General features: G+C 52.4%; 20 protein-coding genes and 1 tRNA gene. 10 read left to right on the forward strand and 11 right to left on the reverse strand.

Annotation, left to right across the window (positions count from 1 at the left end):
• Positions 1-15 precede the first annotated feature (15 nt).
• Entirely contained in the window at positions 16-1,527 is a 1,512-nt protein-coding gene (gene pepA / locus HA51_RS06350) for a leucyl aminopeptidase (protein ID WP_034826455.1), read from the reverse strand.
• A 267-nt stretch (positions 1,528-1,794) separates the two neighbouring features.
• Here pepA and lptF point away from each other — a divergent pair, with 267 nt between their 5' ends.
• Together lptF and lptG are read left to right on the forward strand one after the other, a co-directional pair.
• Positions 1,795-2,895 carry an LPS export ABC transporter permease LptF gene (lptF, locus tag HA51_RS06355; RefSeq protein ID WP_169718771.1) on the forward strand — a complete coding sequence of 367 codons (1,101 nt, stop codon included), beginning with the start codon at positions 1,795-1,797 and terminating at the stop codon, positions 2,893-2,895.
• Positions 2,895-3,971: an LPS export ABC transporter permease LptG gene (gene lptG, locus HA51_RS06360; RefSeq protein ID WP_084933356.1), complete on the forward strand. Its 1,077-nt coding sequence runs from the start codon at positions 2,895-2,897 to the stop codon at positions 3,969-3,971. The genes lptF and lptG overlap by 1 nt, the downstream gene beginning before the upstream one ends.
• An 87-nt stretch (positions 3,972-4,058) precedes the next feature.
• On the opposite strand, the gene HA51_RS06365 is transcribed toward lptG, so the two are convergent.
• From HA51_RS06365 to HA51_RS06375, 3 genes are all read right to left on the reverse strand, one after another.
• Positions 4,059-5,336: a DUF445 domain-containing protein gene (locus HA51_RS06365; protein ID WP_084933358.1), complete on the reverse strand. Its 1,278-nt coding sequence runs from the start codon at positions 5,334-5,336 to the stop codon at positions 4,059-4,061.
• A gap of 158 nt (positions 5,337-5,494) precedes the next feature.
• Positions 5,495-6,997: a helicase HerA-like C-terminal domain-containing protein gene (locus HA51_RS06370; RefSeq protein ID WP_084933922.1), complete on the reverse strand. Its 1,503-nt coding sequence runs from the start codon at positions 6,995-6,997 to the stop codon at positions 5,495-5,497.
• A gap of 119 nt (positions 6,998-7,116) precedes the next feature.
• Positions 7,117-8,688 carry an ABC transporter substrate-binding protein gene (locus tag HA51_RS06375; RefSeq protein ID WP_084933360.1) on the reverse strand — a complete coding sequence of 524 codons (1,572 nt, stop codon included), beginning with the start codon at positions 8,686-8,688 and terminating at the stop codon, positions 7,117-7,119.
• Between the two features lie 533 nt (positions 8,689-9,221).
• On the opposite strand from HA51_RS06375, the gene HA51_RS06380 reads away from it, so the two are divergent.
• From HA51_RS06380 to HA51_RS06390, 3 genes are read left to right on the forward strand one after another with little or no spacing between them, the layout of a single operon-like run.
• A complete protein-coding gene (locus HA51_RS06380; protein ID WP_084933363.1) occupies positions 9,222-9,953 on the forward strand; it encodes a gluconate 2-dehydrogenase subunit 3 family protein in 732 nt (243 codons plus the stop codon).
• A gap of 38 nt (positions 9,954-9,991) precedes the next feature.
• Positions 9,992-11,761 carry a GMC family oxidoreductase gene (locus HA51_RS06385; protein WP_084933366.1) on the forward strand — a complete coding sequence of 590 codons (1,770 nt, stop codon included), beginning with the start codon at positions 9,992-9,994 and terminating at the stop codon, positions 11,759-11,761.
• A gap of 4 nt (positions 11,762-11,765) precedes the next feature.
• A complete protein-coding gene (locus tag HA51_RS06390) occupies positions 11,766-13,016 on the forward strand; it encodes a c-type cytochrome (protein WP_084933368.1) in 1,251 nt (416 codons plus the stop codon).
• Positions 13,017-13,309: 293 nt separating this feature from the next.
• Here the strand turns inward: HA51_RS06390 and HA51_RS06395 are convergent, their stop codons facing one another.
• From HA51_RS06395 to HA51_RS06415, 5 genes are all read right to left on the reverse strand, one after another.
• Positions 13,310-13,984, reverse strand: coding sequence for a MarC family NAAT transporter (locus tag HA51_RS06395; protein WP_084933371.1), 675 nt, complete (start codon positions 13,982-13,984; stop codon positions 13,310-13,312).
• Positions 13,985-14,128: 144 nt separating this feature from the next.
• Entirely contained in the window at positions 14,129-14,764 is a 636-nt protein-coding gene (locus HA51_RS06400; protein WP_084933374.1) for a hypothetical protein, read from the reverse strand.
• A 95-nt stretch (positions 14,765-14,859) separates the two neighbouring features.
• Positions 14,860-15,339: a carboxymuconolactone decarboxylase family protein gene (locus HA51_RS06405; RefSeq protein ID WP_084933377.1), complete on the reverse strand. Its 480-nt coding sequence runs from the start codon at positions 15,337-15,339 to the stop codon at positions 14,860-14,862.
• Between the two features lie 14 nt (positions 15,340-15,353).
• A complete protein-coding gene (locus tag HA51_RS06410; protein WP_084933379.1) occupies positions 15,354-15,959 on the reverse strand; it encodes an FMN-dependent NADH-azoreductase in 606 nt (201 codons plus the stop codon).
• Positions 15,956-16,396 carry a GNAT family N-acetyltransferase gene (locus HA51_RS06415; RefSeq protein ID WP_084933382.1) on the reverse strand — a complete coding sequence of 147 codons (441 nt, stop codon included), beginning with the start codon at positions 16,394-16,396 and terminating at the stop codon, positions 15,956-15,958. Before HA51_RS06415 ends, HA51_RS06410 begins: the two co-directional genes overlap by 4 nt.
• A gap of 170 nt (positions 16,397-16,566) precedes the next feature.
• Here HA51_RS06415 and pdxR point away from each other — a divergent pair, with 170 nt between their 5' ends.
• Complete coding sequence (gene pdxR / locus HA51_RS06420; RefSeq protein ID WP_084933385.1) at positions 16,567-17,943, forward strand: MocR-like pyridoxine biosynthesis transcription factor PdxR; 1,377 nt, start codon at positions 16,567-16,569, stop codon at positions 17,941-17,943.
• A 241-nt stretch (positions 17,944-18,184) separates the two neighbouring features.
• On the opposite strand, the gene HA51_RS06425 is transcribed toward pdxR, so the two are convergent.
• A complete protein-coding gene (locus HA51_RS06425) occupies positions 18,185-18,703 on the reverse strand; it encodes a YjjA family protein (protein WP_084933923.1) in 519 nt (172 codons plus the stop codon).
• Positions 18,704-18,961: 258 nt separating this feature from the next.
• Between HA51_RS06425 and HA51_RS06430 the strand changes: the two genes are divergently transcribed.
• Together HA51_RS06430 and HA51_RS06435 are read left to right on the forward strand one after the other, a co-directional pair.
• Positions 18,962-19,046: transfer RNA gene (locus tag HA51_RS06430), tRNA-Leu, on the forward strand.
• Positions 19,047-19,294: 248 nt separating this feature from the next.
• Positions 19,295-19,861 carry a hypothetical protein gene (locus HA51_RS06435; RefSeq protein ID WP_084933388.1) on the forward strand — a complete coding sequence of 189 codons (567 nt, stop codon included), beginning with the start codon at positions 19,295-19,297 and terminating at the stop codon, positions 19,859-19,861.
• Positions 19,862-20,119: 258 nt separating this feature from the next.
• Here HA51_RS06435 and HA51_RS06440 read toward each other — a convergent pair whose 3' ends face one another.
• Complete coding sequence (locus HA51_RS06440; RefSeq protein ID WP_084933392.1) at positions 20,120-20,500, reverse strand: hypothetical protein; 381 nt, start codon at positions 20,498-20,500, stop codon at positions 20,120-20,122.
• A 289-nt stretch (positions 20,501-20,789) separates the two neighbouring features.
• Between HA51_RS06440 and HA51_RS26885 the strand changes: the two genes are divergently transcribed.
• Positions 20,790-21,176 carry a putative T6SS immunity periplasmic lipoprotein gene (locus HA51_RS26885; protein ID WP_139810648.1) on the forward strand — a complete coding sequence of 129 codons (387 nt, stop codon included), beginning with the start codon at positions 20,790-20,792 and terminating at the stop codon, positions 21,174-21,176.
• Positions 21,177-21,369: 193 nt separating this feature from the next.
• Positions 21,370-22,254 (forward strand): AraC family transcriptional regulator, encoded by an 885-nt coding sequence (locus tag HA51_RS06450; protein ID WP_084933397.1) that lies wholly within the window; start codon positions 21,370-21,372, stop codon positions 22,252-22,254.
• Positions 22,255-22,269 lie beyond the last annotated feature (15 nt).

Here is a 22,269-nt window from a genome sequence, read left to right on the forward strand (position 1 = left end):
TGACTGCAGCAGACTTTAATCGTCGCCGTTCAATCCTGCGCGGTTCAACAGGAACTGCGACAGCAGCGGAACCGGGCGGCCGGTGGCGCCTTTGGCCTTGCCAGAACGCCATGCGGTGCCCGCGATGTCCAGATGCGCCCAGTTAAACTTACGCGCAAAACGCGCCAGGAAACAGGCTGCAGTGATGGCACCGCCGGGACGACCGCCAATATTTGCCATGTCGGCAAAATTGGATTCGAGCTGCTCTTGATACTCATCCGCCATCGGCAGACGCCAGGCGCGGTCACCCGCTTGCTCGGAGGCGCTGATTAGCTCGTGCGCCAGCGGATTATGGTTCGACATCAAACCACTCACGTGATGGCCCAGCGCAATCACGCAGGCACCGGTCAGCGTCGCGACGTCAATCACCACTTCTGGCTCGAAACGCTCAACGTAAGTCAAGGCATCACACAGCACCAGGCGCCCTTCGGCGTCGGTATTCAGCACTTCAACAGTTTGCCCCGACATCGTGGTCAGCACATCGCCTGGACGCATCGAACGGCCATCCGGCATGTTCTCGCAGCCTACCAGGACGCCGACAACGTTCAGCGGCAGATTGAGTTCTGCCACCATGCGCATCACACCGTACACTGACGCCGCGCCGCACATGTCGTACTTCATCTCGTCCATCGAATCGGCCGGTTTAATCGAGATACCGCCCGAATCGAAGGTCAGGCCTTTACCGACCAGCACAATCGGACGCGCTTCTGGATCGGTGCTGCCTTTGTATTCAATCACTGACATCAGCGATTCATTGTGCGAACCGGCACCCACCGCAAGATAGGCGTTCATGCCCAGCTCTTTCATCTGCTGCTCGCCGATGACACGGGTGGTAACATTTTTGCTGTACGCGTCCGCCAGCTGACGCGCTTGCGACGCCAGATACGCGGCGTTACAAATATTTGGCGGCATATTGCTGAGGTCTTTAGCGGCTCTGACACCCGCTGCCACTGCTAAACCATGCTGAATGGCGCGCTCACCGCTGGTGAGTTCACGACGCGTGGGTACGTTGAATACCAGCTTACGCAGTGGGCGACGCGGCTCAACTTTATTGCTTTTCAGCTGATCAAAGTTGTAGAGCGCTTCTTTTGAAGTTTCGACCGCCTGACGCACTTTCCAGTAGGTATTGCGCCCTTTAACGTGCAGTTCCGTCAGGAAACAGACGGCTTCCATTGAGCCAGTATCATTCAGAGTATTGATCGTCTTCTGAATCACTTGCTTATACTGACGCTCATCCAGCTCACGCTCTTTACCGCAGCCGATCAACAGGATACGTTCAGACAGAATGTTTGGCACATGGTGCAGGAGTAGCGTCTGGCCGACTTTGCCTTCCAGTTCACCACGGCGCAGCAGGGCGCTGATGTAGCCGTCGCTGATTTTATCCAGCTGTTCAGCAATGGGTGATAAACGGCGCGGTTCGAAAACGCCCACTACGATGCAGGCGCTCCGCTGTTTTTCCGGACTACCGCTTTTTACACTGAACTCCATGCACTCTCCTGAATCTTAAAGACAACGGCCTAAGCTGTCGTTAGAATGTAGCGCGTTCGTAACCCATTATTTTGTTGCGGCGCCATGACAATTCAACGCCGGCGGTCATAATGAGATGGGTGGCAATGTGTTGTTTTTTCACCGCCCTAACGCGTTCGTCATACTATTTTAGCTACGATGACGGCCATTGATGAAGAAAAATGGCTGATAAGCGTTGAAACTAGCGATTTTCCTGCAAAAAGACAAGTTATCACAGGCGTACTAAGCGTGATCATCATTAGATATCTGGTTCGGGAAACGCTCAAAAGCCAGCTGGCTATCCTGTTCATCCTGCTACTGATCTTCTTTTGCCAGAAGTTAGTCAGGATTTTGGGTGCAGCGGTGGATGGCGAGATCCCAACAAATCTGGTTCTGACATTGTTAGGACTTGGCGTGCCTGAAATGGCACAACTTATCCTGCCCCTAAGCTTGTTTCTAGCGATTCTGATGACCCTTGGGCGGCTGTACACCGAAAGTGAGATCACGGTGATGCATGCCTGCGGCTTGGGCAAAAGCGTGCTGGTGAAGGCGGCGATGATTCTGATGCTGCTGACTTCAGCGGTCGCAGCGGTCAACGTCCTCTGGTTAGGGCCATGGTCATCGCGTTACCAGGATGAAGTGACACAAAATGCCAAAGCCAACCCAGGCGCAGCGGCGCTGGCAGCGGGCCAGTTCCAGACCTCCAGCGACGGTAATTCCGTGCTGTTTGTGGAAAATGTGAAGGGCAATCACTTTGGTAGCGTATTCCTGGCGCAGTTGCGTCCGAAAGGCAATGCGCGTCCATCCGTGGTGTTGGCTGACAGTGGCCATATGGAGCAGCGTAAAGACGGCTCTCAGGTGGTGACGCTGGATAAAGGCTCGCGCTTTGAAGGCACGGCGATGCTACGTGATTTCCGCATTACGGATTTCACTAACTATCAGGCATTGGTGGGCTACAAAGAGGCGACGCTCGATCCGAATGATGCCGATCAGGCGAGCATCAGCACGCTGTATCAAAACAAAACGCCGCAGTTCCAGGCCGAGTTCCACTGGCGTTTAACGCTAGTGTTTGCGGTACTGGTGATGGCGCTGATGGTGGTGCCGCTCAGTGTGGTGAACCCCCGCCAGGGCCGCGTGCTGTCGATGCTCCCTGCGATGCTGCTGTATCTGATCTTCTTCCTGTTACAGAGTTCGTTACGCTCTAACGCAGCGAAAGGCAGGTTCGATCCTGCTATCTGGATGTGGGTAGTGAACTTCGCTTATCTGGCGCTGGCGGTGTTGCTGAACCTGTGGGATACGGTGCCGATGCGCCGTATTCGTGGCCGTTTTAGCCGTGGAGGATCGGTGTGATGTTTAAGGTCCTTGATCGCTATATCGGTAAGACCATCTTCAATACCATCATGCTGACGCTGTTCATGCTGGTGTCGCTGTCGGGCATTATTAAGTTTGTCGATCAGCTGCGCAAAACCGGGCAGGGTGCTTACACCGCGCTAGACGCCGGTTATTACACCTTGCTCAGCGTCCCCAAGGATATTGAGATCTTCTTCCCGATGGCGGCCCTGCTGGGCGCGCTATTGGGCTTGGGTACGCTGGCTCAGCGCAGTGAATTGGTGGTGATGCAGGCATCGGGCTTTACCCGCATGCAAGTGGCGCTGGCGGTGATGAAAACCGCGATTCCACTGGTGCTGCTGACCATGGCTGTGGGTGAGTTTGTCGCACCACAGGGCGAACAAATGGCACGTAATTATCGTGCGCAGCAGCTTTACGGCGGCTCGCTGATGTCGACGCAAAGTGGACTGTGGGCGAAGGATGGCCATGACTTCATCTATATCGAGCGTATCAAAAACGATAACGAGATCGATGGCGTCAGCATTTACAGCTTCACCGATCAGCGTCGTTTACTCAGCGTGCGTTATGCCGCCAGTGCGGCCTGGAATAAGGACAAGAAGCTTTGGGTGCTGTCGCAGGTGGATGAATCTAACCTCAGCGATGCGAAACAGATCACCGGCTCACAAAGTCTTGGCGGGGAATGGAAAACCAACCTGACGCCAGACAAACTCGGCGTGGTGGCGTTAGACCCGGATGCGTTGTCAATCAGCGGCCTCTACAACTACAGCAAATACCTCAAGCAGAGCGGCCAGGTTTCAGGACGTTATCAGCTGAATATGTGGGGTAAAATCTTCCAGCCACTTTCAGTGGCGGTGATGATGCTGATGGCGCTGTCGTTTATCTTCGGCCCGCTGCGCAGTGTGTCGATGGGCGTGCGCGTAGTGACGGGGATCAGCTTTGGCTTCCTGTTCTACGTGCTGGACCAGATCTTTGGCCCATTGAGCCTCGTGTATGGCATACCGCCGATTCTGGGTGCGCTGTTGCCGAGTGCCGCGTTCTTTGCCATCAGCTTCTATTTGCTGATAAAACGCAGTTGATAGGTCGATGGGCAGCATAAACGCTGCCGCCAGAGAGAATTACTCAGGTCGCCATTTATGGCGACCTTTTTTTATTACCGATGTTGACTAACGAAGGGTCTGCACCAGAACCGGCAGCTGTGATAGCAGATATAGCACTAATCCAATGGTGCCCCCCACCAAGGTCCCGTTAATACGAATAAACTGCAAATCGCGGCCAATATTCAGCTCAATCTGTTGTGACATATCGCGGGCATCCCAGCTTTTCACCGTATCGCTGATGTGACGCGTCAGGAACTGTGCAAACTCTGGCGCCACGCTACGCGCGGCATCTTCCAGATGCTGATTCATGGAGCTACGTAGCGCTTCATCGGCCGCTAAGGTTTCACCTAACCACAGCGCCGCCAGACGCACGCGCTCCTGCACGCGGGAATCCTCGCTGCTGAGATCGGCTTTGAGCCAGTTGCGCAGGTCCTGCCACAGTTCACCGATATAACGATTCAGTGACTCATCCTCTTTCAGCCAGCTCTTAATCACTTCGGCACGTTCGGCCATCTCAGGATCGGTTTTTAGCCTCTCAATCAGCCGTTGCACGGCACGGTCAAAGCTCAGACGTAACTCGTGACCCTGATCGAGTGCAACCTGATCGAGAATCGAATCGACGGCATTCGCCACCATATCGGCGCTGTGCTCACCGAGCCATTCGGTGGGGAGCATTTTGGCTTTGATGGGATGTTCACGCTTCAGCCAGCGCACAATTTGTCCGGCTATGAACTCCCGTGTTCCTGGCTTGTGCAGGAGGCGCAGCAGCTGTTGTACTGCGGCATCAAGCAACTCTTGATGGCGGTTGTTTTTGGTCAGGCTGTCGAGCAACAGTGCGCTGGATTGGGTGAGGTCGACCTTATCCAGCGCACGGTGCACGGCACGCCGGATGAAACGCTGGATGCGTTCATCATCAGTGAGATCGAGGAAGCCGCGCATCACCTGCAACAGATGGCGGCCAATGCGGTCGGCATTACCGGGCGTGTTGAGCCATTGCGCCAGCATCTGCGAGGGATCGTGGCGACGAATCAACGCCAGCAGCGAATCGGTATCGAGGAATTTTTCCTGCACAAAACGCCCCAAATTCTCGCCTATACGGTCTTTATTACGTGGAATAATCGCCGTGTGCCTTGAGATAAAGGGCACTGGTACGCGGCGAAACAGCGCGACCACGGCAAACCAGTCTGCCAGTGCACCGACCATCGCCGCTTCCGCGATAGCCTTCAGACCAAGCACCCAGAAATTAGGTGGCAGAAACAGCGTCACGACAAATGTCGCTGCCGCAATCAGCAGCAGCGACAGCGCCAGACGCTTACTCCGTTTGAGTTGTTGATGTTTATCCATAGAAAGATCTTAGCAGAGCACACCTTTTGGTCGCGGCGCGAATGATTGCACCTATTCAATTAGCGTCATTATGGTAGCGGCACGACTCATCGCGCGTATGTGATTTAGCAACATTTCTGAAAACAGCGCGGCTACGAAATGCCATTTATTTCATGAGATTATCGACGGCGGCCGCCCATCAAACTCCCCAGCACTCCGCGAATGATCTGGTTGGTGACCTGTCGCGCTGCGCTTTTTGCCACGCTCTGCACCACACCATCGCGCTTGCCACCGCGCGGTCCGGTTGACCCAAACAAAATGTCTTTCAACCCACCGAGTATGCCATCGTCGACCTCGACATTATTCCCTTTGGCTTCAGGCGCATTCGCTTGTTGCGGCGCGGTCTGAACGCCTTTTTGCAACATCTCAAATGCGGATTCGCGATCCACTTCGGTGTCGTATTTACCGTACAGCGGCGAGTTGTTGATTAAGCCGTTGCGTTCATCTTGATTGATCGGCCCCATTCGCGAACCGGGCGCAATCACCATCGCTCGCTGCACCATTGATGGACTGCCTTTCTCATCGAGGAAGGAAATCAACGCTTCGCCGGTGCCTAACGCCTGAATGGCTTCCACAGTATTGAATGCCGGATTGGCGCGCATGGTTTCAGCGGCGCTTTTGACAGCCTTCTGATCTTTTGGCGTGAAGGCACGCAGCGCATGTTGCACGCGGTTGCCCAACTGACCGAGCACGTTGTCAGGAATATCAGAAGGATTTTGCGTCACGAAGTAGACGCCGACGCCTTTGGAGCGGATCAGGCGAATCACCTGTTCGACTTTCTCTAACAGCACCGGCGGCGCATCGGTAAACAGCAGGTGCGCTTCATCAAAGAAGAACACCATCTTCGGCTTGTCGAGATCGCCCGCTTCCGGCAACTGCTCGTAAAGCTCAGCCAGCAGCCACAATAGGCTGGTGGCATAGAGTTTTGGCATCTGATACAGCTTCTCAGCGGAAAGGATGTTGATGAAGCCTTTGCCTTCACTGTCGCAGCGCATCCAGTCACGGATATCTAACATCGGCTCGCCAAAGAAGTGCTCAGCACCTTGCTGTTCCAGTGCCAGCAAACCGCGCTGAATAGCCCCCACCGAGGCGCTGTTGATATTGCCGTACTGCGTCTGGAACGATTTGGCGTTATCACCGATGTACTGCGTCATGGCGCGCAGATCCTTGAAATCCAGCAGCAGCAAACCTTGGTCGTCCGCGATGCGGAAGATGATTTGCAGCACGCCGGATTGCACCTCATTGAGGTTCAGCAAACGCGCTAACAGCAGCGGACCCAGGTCGGACACCGTGGCGCGCACCGGATGGCCTTTCTCGGCAAAAATATCCCACACCATCACCGGATTTTTCTGTGCTTGCCAGTCGGTGACGCCAATTTTCTCCAGTCGTGCTAACAGCTTTTCAGAGCCTTCGCCTGCGGCGGCAACGCCAGTGAGATCGCCTTTTACGTCGGCCATAAACACCGGAACACCAATATTAGAGAAGGATTCTGCCAATTTTTGCAGCGTCACGGTTTTACCCGTGCCGGTCGCGCCGGTGATCAGGCCGTGGCGGTTAGCCATGTTGGATAGCAGTGATAACTGGATGTCAGGCGTTTGAGCAATCAGCAGCGGGGTGGTCATGTTTTTTTCACTCGCAGGCAACAGGTTATGCCTGAAAGAATAGCAAGCGATGCGGTCAGGAGGATGAAGATTGCACTGAAATACACAAAGGGGGGAGCAATTCCCCCCGATGGTTTGCTTTACTGTTTCTCCACCGCATCAAAATAGAGCAAGCTCACACCAATCCCTTGCTGCACATGGTTAACGTTGTTCCGCACCGCCACCTGCTGCGCACCCTGTAGCATCACCACAAACGGCGAGCTCTGCTGCACGGTTTGCTGCAAATCGGTATACAGTGCACGGCGCTTAGCCGCATCACTTTCACCCGCCGCCGCACGTGTCTTAGCACTCAGCTCAGGGATTTCCCAGCCGACACGCCATGCGAGGGTTTTGGAACCGCCGGGCACGTTATACACAAAGGCACTGGCGTTGGTATTGGGGTCGATGTAGTCCGCGCCCCAATAGATAAAGATCGACTGGAAGTCACGCCCGCGCATTTTGCTCCACAACTCGGATTCCGCTACCGGCTGCAATTCAATCTGCACATCGGCTTTCGCAAAGCTGGCCTGTAACGCCTGCGCCACATCGATGTAGGGTGGCTGATTAATTACCGTCAGCGCAAACTTGCTGCCCGGCTTAATCCCGCCTTTCGCCAGAATGGCCTTAGCCTTGGCCACATCGTAATGGAAAGGCTGATCCTCTAACGCGCCATCGAAACCCTGCGGCAGAAAACTCTGATGAATACGGTACTGACCTTTCAGCAAATCTTGTGAGATAGACTGATAATCAACCAACCAGCGCGCCGCTTCCCACAGCGCCGGATTACCCAGCGCGGGTTGAGCTTTGTTCTGGGTATTAAAGCCAAGGTAATACACCAGACTTGAAGGGAACGCTTCGATGCGCAGGTTTTTATCACTTTTCAGCGCATCGATTTGGTCAGGACCGAGTTGGTACGCCACATCGACATCGCCTTGCTGAATCAACAGGCGACGCGCCCCAGCATCGGCCACGCCTTTCAACAAAATACGTTTCAGATGCGGCTGAGGATTAGCTTGCGGATTGGCGCTCAGTACCAGCGCCTGCTGTGGCACATATTGTTGGATAGTAAATGCGCCGCTGCCTGCCGTGTTGGTGTGCAGCCAACCATTACCGAGATCGTTATTCAGCGCGTGTTGCTGAACCGTTTTGCTATCTACCACCGAGGCGACCGGTGCGGTGAGCAAACGCAGTGCCAAATCCTGACCGATTGCTGCGGGCCATTGAATTTCCAGCTGATGGTCATTCAGCACTTTGAACTGGCTCGCGATATTGGCGGTAGTCCAACCAAATTCAGCCAGGATAAACGAAGGGGCTTTGTTCAGTTGTACAGCACGGGTAAGCGAGAAGATCACATCCTGAGGCGTGACCGGATTGCCACTGGAGAAGTGCGCACCCGATTTGAGATTAAACACCAAGCTGTGTGGTGTGCTGCCAGACTGCCACGAGGTCGCCAGCAGCGGTGCCAGTTTCTGTGGTGTATCGCGATCGGCTTGTACCAGCGTCTGGTAGATGTTGCGCTGTACGCTGTTACTGACCGTTTCAAAACTTTCTGCGGGGTCGAAACTGATGATGCCATCCAGCGGCACGGCAACCACCAGCGTGTCTTTTGGTGTTACCGCCAGCGAGGCAAAAGCACTGCTCCATAAAGCCAAGAACAAAATCAATGAGCGCATTTATTGTTATCCTGAGTGATTGATAAATTGACTCTATCGCTGCTGCTGCTCAGGCAAAATGCCGGTTTGTTCTGAGCTGTGCCAGAAATTAACAATTGATAACACTCGGCGATTATTACGCTTATTTTGTGCGCTGCTTGTCATTTTGAGGAAATAGATCGTTCACAGGCTGGTCAAATAAGTAAATAAAATGTTATTAATGAGAATAATTCTCTTGTATGGAAGTATGATTTATTTTCATCGATTGATTTGCGCGATTATTTCTTTGCGCGATTAAAATTGGACAAATGCCCAGCGCTATTTGCTAAAAACACAGCATTTGTACGGTTAAAAGTGAAATTCCCGCCTCGAAAGCCCTTTACCTGCCTGTAACCGAAATTCAACATCATGATGGTTTCTCATCAAAACACATCTTTAATTTAATTTTTACATTCAGAAATATCTGTATCCCTAAGATTGCCAGGTTCTTTACCGATTTATAAAGCCATTAACAAAAATAATTATCTTTCTTAGCAAGTGAGAGTCGTCGCGCCATGCTTCTAAATAAACCGACCACCAGACGTAAGTTTTTACTTGGGTCGTTATTGGCTTTGCCATTAAGCGACCTGGTATTGAAGGGATTGACTGCAGCGCAAGCTGCGGAAATGGCAGCACCAGAACTTGCCGACTATAAACCGATCTTTTTCAGCGCAGAGGAGTGGCAGTTCATTCTGGCTGCAACCGACCGTTTGATTCCGGCCGGTGGTAATGGCAAAGCACCTGGCGCGCTGGAAACCAATGTGCCGATCTTTATCGATCAGCAGCTGCACAGCCCAGAGTTTGGTGGCGAAATTTACATGCAAGGTCCGTTTGATGTGCATGCGCCAGCCACCATGGGTTATCAGATTCCGTTCACCCCGCAAGAGATCTATCACACCAGTATCAAACTGGTGAATCAGTGGACACAGAGCACCTACCAGAAGGCGTTCCACGAGTTATCTCTGGAAGAAAAAGATGCGGTACTGACCAAGGTGAACAAAAACGACGGTATCGACTTTGCCACACTGGGCGAACCGAACCTGAAAGCCTCGCAGTTCTTCGGCCAACTGCTTGCAGATACCAAACACGGCTACCTCGCCGACCCAATGTACGGCGGCAACAAAGGCATGAAAGCCTGGATTGCAATCGGCTTCCCTGGCGCACGTGCCAGCTTCACCGAATGGGTGAAGCAGCACAACGTGCCGTACCCGCTGGGACCGGTCAGCCTCTTGGGTGAGCGCGCTTAAGCCCACCCCCGTATTTGGTATGTGAGACAGGATTTAACATGGCACAGATTACAAAGAAAGAAGTCGACGTCGTTGTTTGCGGCCTCGGCTGGGCCGGCTCGTTGATGAGTATCGAACTGGCGATGGCCGGGCTGGAAGTGCGCGCGTTAGAGCGCGGCGGCGAGCGTGATTACCCGGATTTCGCTTACCCGAAACCAGCGGATGAATACGCCTATAACGTGCGTAACAAAGTGTTCGCCACGCCGAAAGAAGTGGCGGTTACCGTGCGTTACAACATGGATCAAACAGCGCTGCCAACCCGTAAATGGGGCGCATTCGCACCGGGTACCGGTGTGGGTGGTGCAGGTATGCACTGGACGGCGGTACTGATTCGTCCGACACCTACCGATATCAAACTGAAGACCTACGTCGATCAGGCTTATAAGCCAGGCGTGCTTCAGGAAGATATGCGCGTGATGGACTTCCCGTTCACCTGGGAAGAGATCGAGCCGTATTACTACAAATTTGAGCTGATCTGCGGTCAGTCGGGCAACACCGGCAACCTGCGCGGCCAGATTCTGGAAGGCGGTGACCCGTTTGAAGGTCCGCGTTCTGAGCCTTATCCGTTGCCTGCGCTGGAAGACACGCTGAACAACGTGATGTTCAAAGAAGCGGCGACCAAGCTGGGTTATCACCCGTTCCCGAACCCGTCTGCATGCGTCTCACGCGCGTGGAAAAACCCGTACGGTAACCAGATCGCGCCTTGTAACTATTGCGGTTACTGCTCGAAGTATCCGTGCCTGAACTACTCGAAAGCCTCGCCGCAAACTGCGGTAATGGATTCACTGAAGCGTATGCCGAACTTCTCTTATGAAGTGCATGCGGAAGTGGTGAAAGTCGTGCTGCACGACGACAAGAAAACCGCTAAAGGCGTGATTTATTTCGACGTGGACGGCAACGAAGTGTTCCAGCCAGCCAAAATCGTCGTACTGTCCAGCTTCCAGCTGTACAACGTCCGTCTGATGCTGCTGTCGGGTATCGGTAAGCCGTACAACCCAATCACCGAAGAAGGTGTGGTCGGCCGTAACTATGCGTTCCTGTCGAACGGTGGCGCAACCCTGTTCTTCAAAGACAAAAACTTCAACTCTTACGCTACTGCAGGCGCTACCGGCCAGATGTTTAACGACATCTCACCCGGTAACTTTGATGGCCCAGGCCTCGGTTTCCTCGGCGGCGCGAAGATCCACAGCTCACAGGCAACCGGTACACCGATGGCCGCTGCACTGCCGAAAGGCACGCCAAGCTGGGGGATGGGTTACAAGGAAGGTCTGGAGCAGTGGTACAACCATTCCATGAAGATCAGCATTACGACCACCTGTCAGTCGTATCGCGATATCTATCTGGATCTGGACCCACACTACACCGACCATCGCGGTCAGCCGCTGCTGCGCATGACGTTCAACTGGAAAGAGAATGAACTCAAGCTGCAACAGCATCTGAAAGGCATCGTTGGCAACATCGCGAAAGAGTTGAACCCAGACAACATGAGCATGAGCTTCCTGCCAATGGGTGCGGACTTTGACCTGACCAAATACGTTTCTACTCACAACGTGGGCGGCGCGGTAATGGGCGATAACCCACGAACTTCAGCGCTGAACAAATACCTGCAGAGCTGGGATGTGCATAACGTGTTTGTACCGGGCGGCAACGCCTTCCCGCAAAACTTCCAGGCGAACCCGACCGATACCATCGGCGCGATTACCCTGATGGCGGCGCAGGCGATCAAAGAACACTATCTGAAAAACCCAGGTCCATTGGTACAGGCATAAGCACATGAAATTAAAATCATTGTTAATCGCTAACGCCGTGCTGCTGGGAAGCTTTGCGGTACAGGCACACGCGGCAGATGACGCCGCACTCATCAAGCAGGGCGAGTATCTGTCACGTCTCGGCGACTGTATGGCGTGCCATAGCGTCGCGGGCAAGGCCGATTATGCGGGTGGTTTAGCGATTGAGTCGAACCTCGGCACCATCTACTCCACCAATATCACGCCGGATAAAGAGCACGGCATCGGCAATTACAGCGAGCAGCAGTTCTCGGATGCGGTGCGCAAAGGCGTGCTGCCGGACGGTTCACGCCTCTATCCTGCGATGCCGTATCCGGATTACGCCAAAATCAGTGATGAAGATATGCACGCGCTGTATGTCTACTTCATGAAAGGCGTGAAGCCGAGCAGTGAGCAGCCAGAAGAGACCAAACTGAGCTTCCCGTTCAGTCAGCGTTGGGGCATGCGCTTCTGGAACTGGGCGTTCACCTCTGATAAGCCGTTCCAGCCGATTGGCGGTGCGTCTGAAGAAGTGAATCGCGGTGCTTATATCGTGGAAAGTCTTGGCCACTGCGGCAGTTGCCATACGCCGCGCGGTTTGGGTATGAACGAGAAGGCGCTGGACAGCGGTGACGACAAGTTCCTTGCTGGTGGCAGCCTGAACAACTGGGACGTGCCTTCACTGCGTGGTTTACCGCGCTGGAGCGAGCAGGAGATTGTTGATTACCTGCAAACTGGCCGTAACGATAAAGCGGCAGTGGGCGGTGAGATGAAGTCCGTGATTGAGCACTCCAGCTCGCACATGACCGATGCTGACCTGAAAGCGATTGCTGCATACCTGAAGTTTATCGGTGGCAATCCGCCGCTGCAGGCCTACAACGTGCAGAAGCAGCAGGCAACCGAAGCGAAACTGACCGCCGCGAAGAATCTGTCGGAAGGTGAGCGTCTGTATATCGATAACTGCGGTGCTTGTCACTTCGTAACGGGTAAAGGCGCGCCGGGGATCTTCCCAGAACTGGATCAGGCCACGATTGTTAACGCCAAAGATCCAACCGGGTTAATCCACACCATTCTCGCCGGTGCGCAGCAGCCATCGACCGAGAAAGCGCCTTCAACCTTGGCGATGCCTGGCTTTGGCCAACGTCTGACTGACGATGAAGTGGCGCAACTGGCGACCTTTATCCGTCAGGGTTGGAGCAACAATGCCCCAGCCGTGACCAAAGATCAGGTCGCAGATGTACGTAAGTCTATGAAGTAAAATGTTTAAATCCAGGTGCGCATTAATGCGCACCCTACCATCTGCACGCCGTAATGATGGAACTACGCACCGCGCAATCTGGGTGCACCATTTATGGAATTAGGCACCGCGCAATATGGGTGCGCTATTTATGGAATTTAGGCACTGTGCAATCTGGGTGCGCCATTTATGGAATTAAGCACTGTGCAATATGGGTGCGCTATTCATGGAATTAGGCACTGTGCAATATGGGTGCGCTATTCATGGAATTAGGCACTGTGCAATGTAGGGGCGCCATTAATGGCGCCCTGGGTTTAATGATAAGTCCGCACCACTTCCAGCACGCCATTAATCACGAACTGCACGCCCATACACACCAGCAAGAACCCCATCAGACGCGAAATCGCCTCAATACCGCCTTTGCCCACCAGCTTCATAATGGCGCCTGAGCTACGCAGTGAAATCCACAAAATCACCGCCACCGCCAGGAAGGTCAACACCGGCGCGACTGCGATAACCCAAGCAGAGAAGTCCACGCCCGATTTCACCGTTGATGCCGAGCTAATGATCATCGCAATGGTGCCCGGCCCCGCTGTGCTGGGCATCGCCAGCGGCACGAAGGCAATATTCACCGTTTCGCGCTGTACGCTAGCGTCAATCTCATCCTGTTTATGCTCGGCTTCCACGGAGTGTCCCACGGGTTTAGCGGGGAACAGCATGCGAAAACCAATAAAGGCGACGATCAAGCCGCCAGCCATCCGCAGGCCCGGAATCGAGATGCCAAAGGTGTGCAGCACCGCGTTACCGGCATACCATGCCACCATCATAATTAGGAATACATAGATCGACGCCTGCAGAGCCTGCCGATTGCGCTCCTGGAAGTTCATGTCTCCCGCGAGGCCGAGAAACAGCGCCACGGTGGTCAGCGGGTTGGCCAGTGGCAAAATCACCACTAATCCCAGCCCGATGGCTTTAAACAGTTCCAACATGCTTATTTCCCACTGAAAACAACGCAATGACCAAACACTTCGGTAGCGGCGCAACTTATTGCGCATTGCCAGCGTCGGCACATTGCCACATCAGACAAAACCGCGCGATAAATCGCGCCGCGACCCAATATGCACTTGGAAAAATCAGTGTTTCGGTGTTTCCAGCGCTTCCAGCAGCTCAGGGAAGAAATCCTCCAACAGCTCTGGCGTCATCAGCTCAGGGTAACTGATCAGATGCTCGCGAATGCGCTCATTCACCTCTGGCAGCAGACGCTGTGCTGCGTCATTGGCGGTGATTTTTTTCTGCTTCATTAAACGCAGAACGTCGTCCGGCAGGTTGTCTTCATCTTCGACTTCATCCACGCCTTCGAGATCGTCCAGCTCATCGAGCAAATCCATCAGCGCCTCGATTTGCGGCGTACGCGATTGATATTCGGCAGGCTTTTCGTTCTCCAGATAGCGCAGCAGTGCGCGCACCGGTGAACCATCAGGTGTGGTGGGTGGTTCGCTGGCAAACCAGGTCAGAAGATCGTGTTGGCTGACCTGATGGACGTGATAGCCGTTATCGACCAGCTCATCGGCAAGGATGTCGGCGGTGTCGTGCTCAATCAGGCAAATATGGGTGCGATTCGGGGTGAACTGCTCAAGCCACTGATATATCTCTTCAATCACGCTGTCGTCGTAATTAAAGGTCTGGATAAGATAGCTGTCATCTTGCTGGTGAACGCAGATGTGAATCAGGTCGGGATCGAAGTAAATCGCAATGTTGATGCCTTTCATGTGCGCTGTCCTGTGTGGTGCAAAATCTCACTATAGCTTCAGGCAGCGCAGATGAACATGACAACGCCAGCAGCTGTTGCTACTGGCGGGAAAAATTAACGCAAATCAGCACGATCCAAGCCATAAGCGCTATCCAGTGAACCGGGCACCATCTGTGACAAAATCATCAGTCGGTTCCAGGTATTGATCGCTGCAATCTTGAAAGTCAGTTCACTGATCTCATTCTCCGAGAAGTGCTCACGCAGCTCAGCGTAGAGCGCTTCATCCACGCCGTGCTCACCAATTCGCGTGAGTGCCTCAGTCAGCGCAAAGGCCACTTTCTCACGGGCGCTAAAAAGTGGGGATTCACGCCAGATCGAAACATGGTGCAGACGCAGTTCGCGCTCGCCGTCAATTTTTGCCTGTTTGACATGCATATCGAGGCAGAAGGCACAGTGATTCAGCTGTGAAGCACGAATGTCGATCAGATGCTTCAGTGACTTTTCCAGCGCCGTATTGGCCACCGTGTTGGAGAAATCAGACATCGCTTTGGCCAGTGCTGGCGCAGTTTTAAAGTGGTTAACGCGTGAAGTCATGATGCTTTCCTCATTCAGAATAAACGGTCAATAGTTTGCAGAGCTTGGGGTAATGCGGTGTCACGGCTGATGGGATCGTGGGTGCCATCAACGCGAATAAATTGCACATCGGTGATGCCGACGTACTCGAGCGCCACACGGATATAGGGTGTGAACTGGTCATCCTGCACAAAGGGGCCGTGAGCAAACACGCTGCCACTCGCGACCACGCTGTAGACTTTTTTACCGTTAACCAGCCCGACTTTGTTGCCCTCCGGGGTAAAGGCGAAGGTTCTTCCAGCGCGGGTAATATGGTCGAACCAGGCTTTCAACACCGACGGCAGACCGAGATTCCACATTGGCGATGAGATAACCAATGTGTCGCAGGCAAACAGCTGATCCACCAGGGTTTCGGAAGTCTGAATGGCGGCACGCTGTGCATCGCTGCGATCCTCAGGACGGGTAAAAAAGGCGCCAATCGTGAAGGCATCGAGGTGCGGCAGCGGATGCTGCGCCAGATCCAAAACGGTTTCTTCTAAATCGGCATGCTGTGCGCGCAGTTTTTCCACTAAGCGCGCCGAAGCGATACGTGAGGCCGATCCGGCGAGATCCGGGCTGACCTGAACGTGCAGCAATTTCATAAAGTTTCTCCCTCAGCGAGATCGCGATAAAAGTGCAGTCCCAACGCGCTATAGCCGACGCGTTGATAAAATTTTTGTGCCCGCTGGTTACTCAGCGCCGTGTCGAGCACGATGCGGCCACAGCCTTGTTCTAAAGCCCGTTCAGCCAAGCCGTTGAGTAGCACAGCACCCAAGCCCTGGCTGCGGGTGGTGGCGCTGGTGACCAAATCATCGACGTAACAAAAACGGCCATGAATAAAATTTTCCAGCAGGCGATAGCCTGCCAACGCCACCGGTCTGCCATCCTGCTCAATACCCGCCAGACGATAACCCTGTGCTTGCTGACGCTGCGCCTGCGTGATAAACGCGGCTTCATCGGCCAGCCTGAAACGCAGTTCGCGCATCAACGGATAGCAGCGCGCCAGTTCGGTGGGCGTATCGTAATGAACAATTTTCATGGCGACCTGTATGCAGTAGTGGGGTTGATGGATGCATCTTAAACTTCTATGTCTGAGGGAAAAGGGTCAATATGGGTGAAAACAGGTAGGACATAGCTTTATTGCATCATCGCGCATTCACTTTGTCGTGAGCGCATTGGTGCGAACCTCATCGTGATGAAGGAAAACAGATGGGTTACAAAGAAATCTACGCTCGTTATCGTCAGCAGATCCTGGAAGGGCGCTTAAAGCCGGGCGATCGGGTGCCCGCGATTCGCGTGTTAGCCAGTGAACTGCAGGTGGCGCGCAAAACCGTGGAGGCCGCCTACGAGATCCTGATTGGAGAAGGATACTTTGTCAGCCAGGGAGCCAAGGGTACGCGCGTGAACCCTGCACTGAATCTTGGCGAAGCCGCACAGGTCACCACCGCGCCACCTTCCACACGGCTGGAACATCCTGTGATTGAAAGCAAAGGCGAGTTGCGGTTGGGCATCCCCGCACTGGATGAGTTCCCGCACAAGAAGTGGCTGCTGATCTCAGGCAAAGCGGCGCGCACGCTGCGGCCAGATGAGATGATCATGCCCGCCATCATGGGCTACCAGCCACTGCGCGAGGCCATTGCCAGCTACCTCAATATTTCACGCGGACTTAACTGCCAGCCAGAGCAGATCTTCATCACCACCGGCTATCGCGCGAATCTGCGGCTGATCCTGGCAGTATTGGCACATCCTCATGACAAGGTTTTGTTTGAAGATCCCGGCTATTTCTTCGGACAAAAACTGCTGAAGCGAATAGCGCCAAATCTGCACTACGTGCCGGTGGATCGTGACGGTGTTGATGTGGATTTCCTCCAGCGTTACCACGCAGACGCAGGCTTCGCGGTCGTGACGCCCACTCATCATAGTCCTCTGGCCGTGACGCTATCGCTGCCGCGTAAACATCAGTTGCTGGAGTGGGCGCAGCAGAATAACAGCTGGATTATTGAGGATGATTACGACGGCGAGTTTCACTACACGCGCAAAGTGATTCCGGCGCTGAAAAGCCTCGATGTGCATGACCGGGTGATCTACACCGGCACCTTCAGTAAAACCATCATGCCCGCCATGCGCGTGGGCTACTTGGTGATGCCGCAAGAGACCGTGGAACGTTTCCGTGAACTGGGCGAGATACTTGAAACCGGTATGCCGCTGCTGCCGCAAAAGATTCTGGCGCAGTTTCTCAGTGAGGGGCATTTCTACCGCCATATCAAGAAGATGCGCATTCTTTATCAGCAACGCCGCCGCATGATGTTGGATGCCCTACAGCACTGTTTTCCCCAGCTGTTTGAGTTTGAACTCACGGACGGTGGCATGCACATTGTGGCCTTCTTGCGGCAGGGCATACAGGACGTCGCATTGGCGGAGATATGGCAGCGTCATCAACTGCGTGTATTGCCGCTTTCTGGTTGGTATACGCAAACGCAAAAACGTTATGGGCTGGTGATGAGTTACACCAATATCCGTTCGTATGAGCACGCGGTCGGCCTACTGCAGCCAGTGGTGGAGGAAACCAGTGCCTTGATGCGGTAGTGGTGCAATTTAATGCGTCGTGCTTGTCACTTAAGTGCGTTTCGGTCGTAATGAATGACGCCCCTACATTGTTCGGTGCGGTTTTCGGCATTCATGCGTACCGGGTTAAATACGCACTCATTGGCTTAAGTGAGCGGCATTATGCAATTGATTACGCGGATAAAAAAAGGCGCGAGGGACAGCTCGCGCCTTGCTATCGACAATCCTGGCTCAAATATTTCGCGTTGCAGGAAGGTGGGTATTACATGCCGATATATTTCTTGCCCTGTTTCAGGACCACATCACAGGCTTTGGTCTTCACTTTCTCACCCATTGGTGAGTTGCTCAGGCTCTGCAGATTGAGCTGCTGACCGTTGCCGGTGTTCAACAATCCTTGCAGACCCTGCTGGTAATCCGTCTTTTGCTCCTGCGCGGCGGGGCTGCTCAGGCCGAGCTTGCTCAGCACTTGATCCTTCACCGATGCCACATTGTTATCCACCACGTTGTGCTGCACACAGTAGGACATCACACCCGCGGCGTTAGTCATACTGTTAGAACTGACTGCTTTATCGCCGCCATTGAGCAAACCAGTCAGCGAAGAGAGCGACAAACCGCCGTTCTGAGTGCTGCTGCTGGTGGTGCCAGTGCTGTTGTTTTGCTGCGACAGCTGCGACGCTGCGCTGCTTAACTGATCCTGCCAACTCGCCGCGGATGCGCTTCCTGCTACCAGTGCTGCAGCGATACCCAATCCCAAAATGATGCGTTGTGATGCTTTGTTCATGTCAACCTCGTTGTCTTTATACATCTGACGTCGTCAGTTTTGGTTAAGAGGGACGTAAGCACAGAAAGTTCCTAAGAGCGGGGAGTTTGGGAATGTTCTGCATTTGAAGGCGCCGTGGGCAATGAAACTGGCAGGTTTTTGACCGTTTGTCAGCGGAATGCTGTTTTTTTCAACGGTCAGTGCACAACCCTGTCGATTACAGTTGCGCACTCCGTTTGTAACGGTATAATCCCCAACGTTTTCCGCATCCTCTTCAGTGCCGAAGTGGCGAAATCGGTAGACGCAGTTGATTCAAAATCAACCGTAGAGATACGTGCCGGTTCGAGTCCGGCCTTCGGCACCATCGATTGATGCAAAAATTAAGTCGCTCACGAGCGGCTTTTTTTGCGTCTGTACCCCGTCCCTGACAGTGTTAATTAAACCTTTCCATGCTAAAAATTCATTCAAAAAACCTGTAACAAAAACGAGTAACGTGTTGTTTTTTTTATTAATTATCTATGGAGTGAATGAGGTTTAAGCAGTAGGATTTACTCTATCGTTACCGAGAGAAAAAGGGTGGCGTAATCATCCTCAGCAGATCGGTAAATCGAAGTGGCAAAGTATCAAATTGATTCCATTCAGTATTGGCCTCCTTTTGAACATGGTGGTACCCAATTTTCTTTATCCCATCTCAATGTGCATGAAATCACCTTCGAAGGCTTGAAGCACTCCTACACTTTTGTGGTCACATACGGCCTGCATTGTTTTGCCAAAGACGACACCTCTTACAACATCCCCTTAATCTATGAAGATGGCCGTGAAAAGATAAGGGTTTGTATGGAACGCTATGAGGCTTCTAAGCAAATTAAGAATATCTTGCAAAAGCTGCCAACAATGGCTTTGTACCATACTGCTGCTGAGAGATTTTTCACTTTAGACATGATGAATAGCGCTACGGGGCAAGTTGAGCCTTACAAGATTTGCGTTGCTTTCTATAAGGAAAAACGCCTACTGCGTATGCATATTCTTTCTGCATTTTTTGCCCGGACCGGGCCTGGAGCATTTGGTGTGGCTATACCCAATAAATCGATGAGCATCTTCAAGATCGCTTTGGATACGGCGGCAAGCCCGCGTTATGCAATGGGTCCGAAAGAGGCGAGAAACAGAATTAAAAAGTAATGGGTGGGGCTACAAAAAGTAGCGACCCCCTTGCGGGGGTCTCAGCTGCCTTGCGGCAGGTCAGGACACTTTACCGTCGTGGACGAACCTGTTTCCAGGAAGTGGGATGCGATTTTGTTGCCAAAATCCCTGTAACCATCCGAAGCTCAAATAATACCCGCCAAGCGAGAGATTTTCAACTGAACCAGAATGTATGATCTCAAATGCTTAACTCGCGGGCATTATGTCTTAGTAAGGCGACTTAAACTCTTCGCAAAGTTAATCTGCCCAACCGGACTTTGTTTCCGTGTTCGACTCTGACATCGTATATTTTTCAACGATGTCATTTTTGAAGAGAATTACCAGTTGCTTAACGTGCGCTTTAGAACCGTTATGGAACAATCCATAGAATGGGATAAATGTGCTGCCGTTAAGTTTTACGTTCGCTAACGAGTATGTCCAGACTTCGTTACCGCCATCAGTAAAACTTACACCAATGGGATCGCCAAATTGAGCTTTAACTTGCTGCTTAGTAGTAATACCTTTCTGAATCTTAGACTGAACAGTGACTTGATTTTCTTGTTCTAACGCACGGTTACCAGAAGAGGCGCATCCCGCTAAAAGTAAAGCCACCATCCCGGCAGCAAAAACCTTTTTCATTTAGTTATTTTCCTATAGACGATTAATATTCACTTACAGATTATCACGATAACCTTTCAATGCAATAAAGTTTGGCGTAAGGGATGTTCACTAGGTATTCAATTCTCATTAATATTTCACACTTGAAATTACTTGCTTTTAGTAAGGTTACTTTGATCATCGATAGCGACTTTTACTGATTTTTTAAATACCAGTTTCGTCATCAAGGCCATCTATTAATTGAAATTTTCAGGCTAAAATTGGAAGATTAAAGAGCCGTAAATACATCGTCACAGGGAGCGTGTTTATAATGAAAAGATTCATATTGCTATTCTTGGTACCCTTGCTGGCTTCGTGCGTAGGTCCGGGAGATAAAGGCATTATCAACGAACCTGCACATGCCACTTTTCGAGACAACCAACTTTGTGTCATAGTTCCAATCCAGGATCCCATTTATCTCTCGACCGTCCAGTTTGCTGGCAGTGATGATAGTGCATTCAGAAAAATACTCCCCCCACATTCTGTAATGGTCCAAAAGGGTGATTGCCTGCCTAATTTTGATTTTAAATTTAATGAAAATATCAATTACACGCTTTACTACTCTTTGGTTGAGGTGGGTACTGAAAATATTCAACATTACTCAGTCGGCTTTTCACTAAAAGGGCAGCATGTCTTACTGATGAATGGCGCTAAATAGCGACGCCTAATACCGCCATAGCTTTGTCTGCTCGGTCGTTCAATGTGGTTTAACGGCGTGCCGCCTTGCGATACGTCAGCCAGGTCGTATCTTTATGCTGTCTCAGTATCACCTCTCAATATCCACAAACTCCGCAAGATCCATCAGGCCCACGCCTGCACTTCTGGGCATACTCACCTTCAAGGAGAATGCCATGCCAATCGACAAACACAGCACCTTCAATACCCATAGCTATCAGCATCGTTTCATCAAGGTTTTCAATTATATCGATCAGCATCTTGATGAACCTTTGCTGCTTGAGCAACTGAGCGAAGTGGCGCACTTTTCGCCATACCATTTCCACCGTCAGTTCAGCGCGTTTTGTGGTGTTCCGCCGGGGCGCTACATTCAGTTGATGCGGCTAAAACGGGCGTCGTATCGGCTGGCATTCAATCCTCATGAGAAAGTGATCGATATTGCGTTAGATGCCGGATTTCAGCATGCCGAGTCATTCAGCCGCGCCTTTAAACAGCTTTTTAAGCTTACGCCGAGTGAATTTCGCCATCAGCCGGTGTGGATAGACTGGCATCAACGCATGATTCAACCCCAACATAAATGGAGAGAAGATATGTCAGTCGAAATTCACGATTTCCCTACTACAAGCGTCGCGATGTTGGTGCATCGCGGTGAGCCGCACCGCATCAATGAAACCGCCGCGCAGTTTATTGCGTGGCGCAAAGCTAGCGGTTATTCACCGGTACGCAGCAGCCAGACATTTGGTGTCGCTCCGCACGATCCCACCATGCCACCGCCAGATGGCTTCGAGTTTCATCTATGTGGTTCTGTCACTGAACCGATTCCAGAAGATAACGCGTTCGGCATCATCAATAGCGCTATTGCCGGTGGGCGCTGTGCAGTACTTCGCCATCAAGGTTCTCATGACGCATTAACAGCATTGGCCCAGAGCTTGTATCGCGATTGGCTGCCAACCAGCGGTGAGGAGTTACGCGATTTTCCACTGTTTTTTCATTATCACAACTTCGTGCATGAAGTAGCAGAACATGAATTGGTAACGGATATCTTTTTGCCAATGAAATAGCATTATCCTGGCCGA

This window comes from Pantoea rwandensis, from assembly GCF_002095475.1.
GTDB classification, from domain to species: domain Bacteria; phylum Pseudomonadota; class Gammaproteobacteria; order Enterobacterales; family Enterobacteriaceae; genus Pantoea; species Pantoea rwandensis.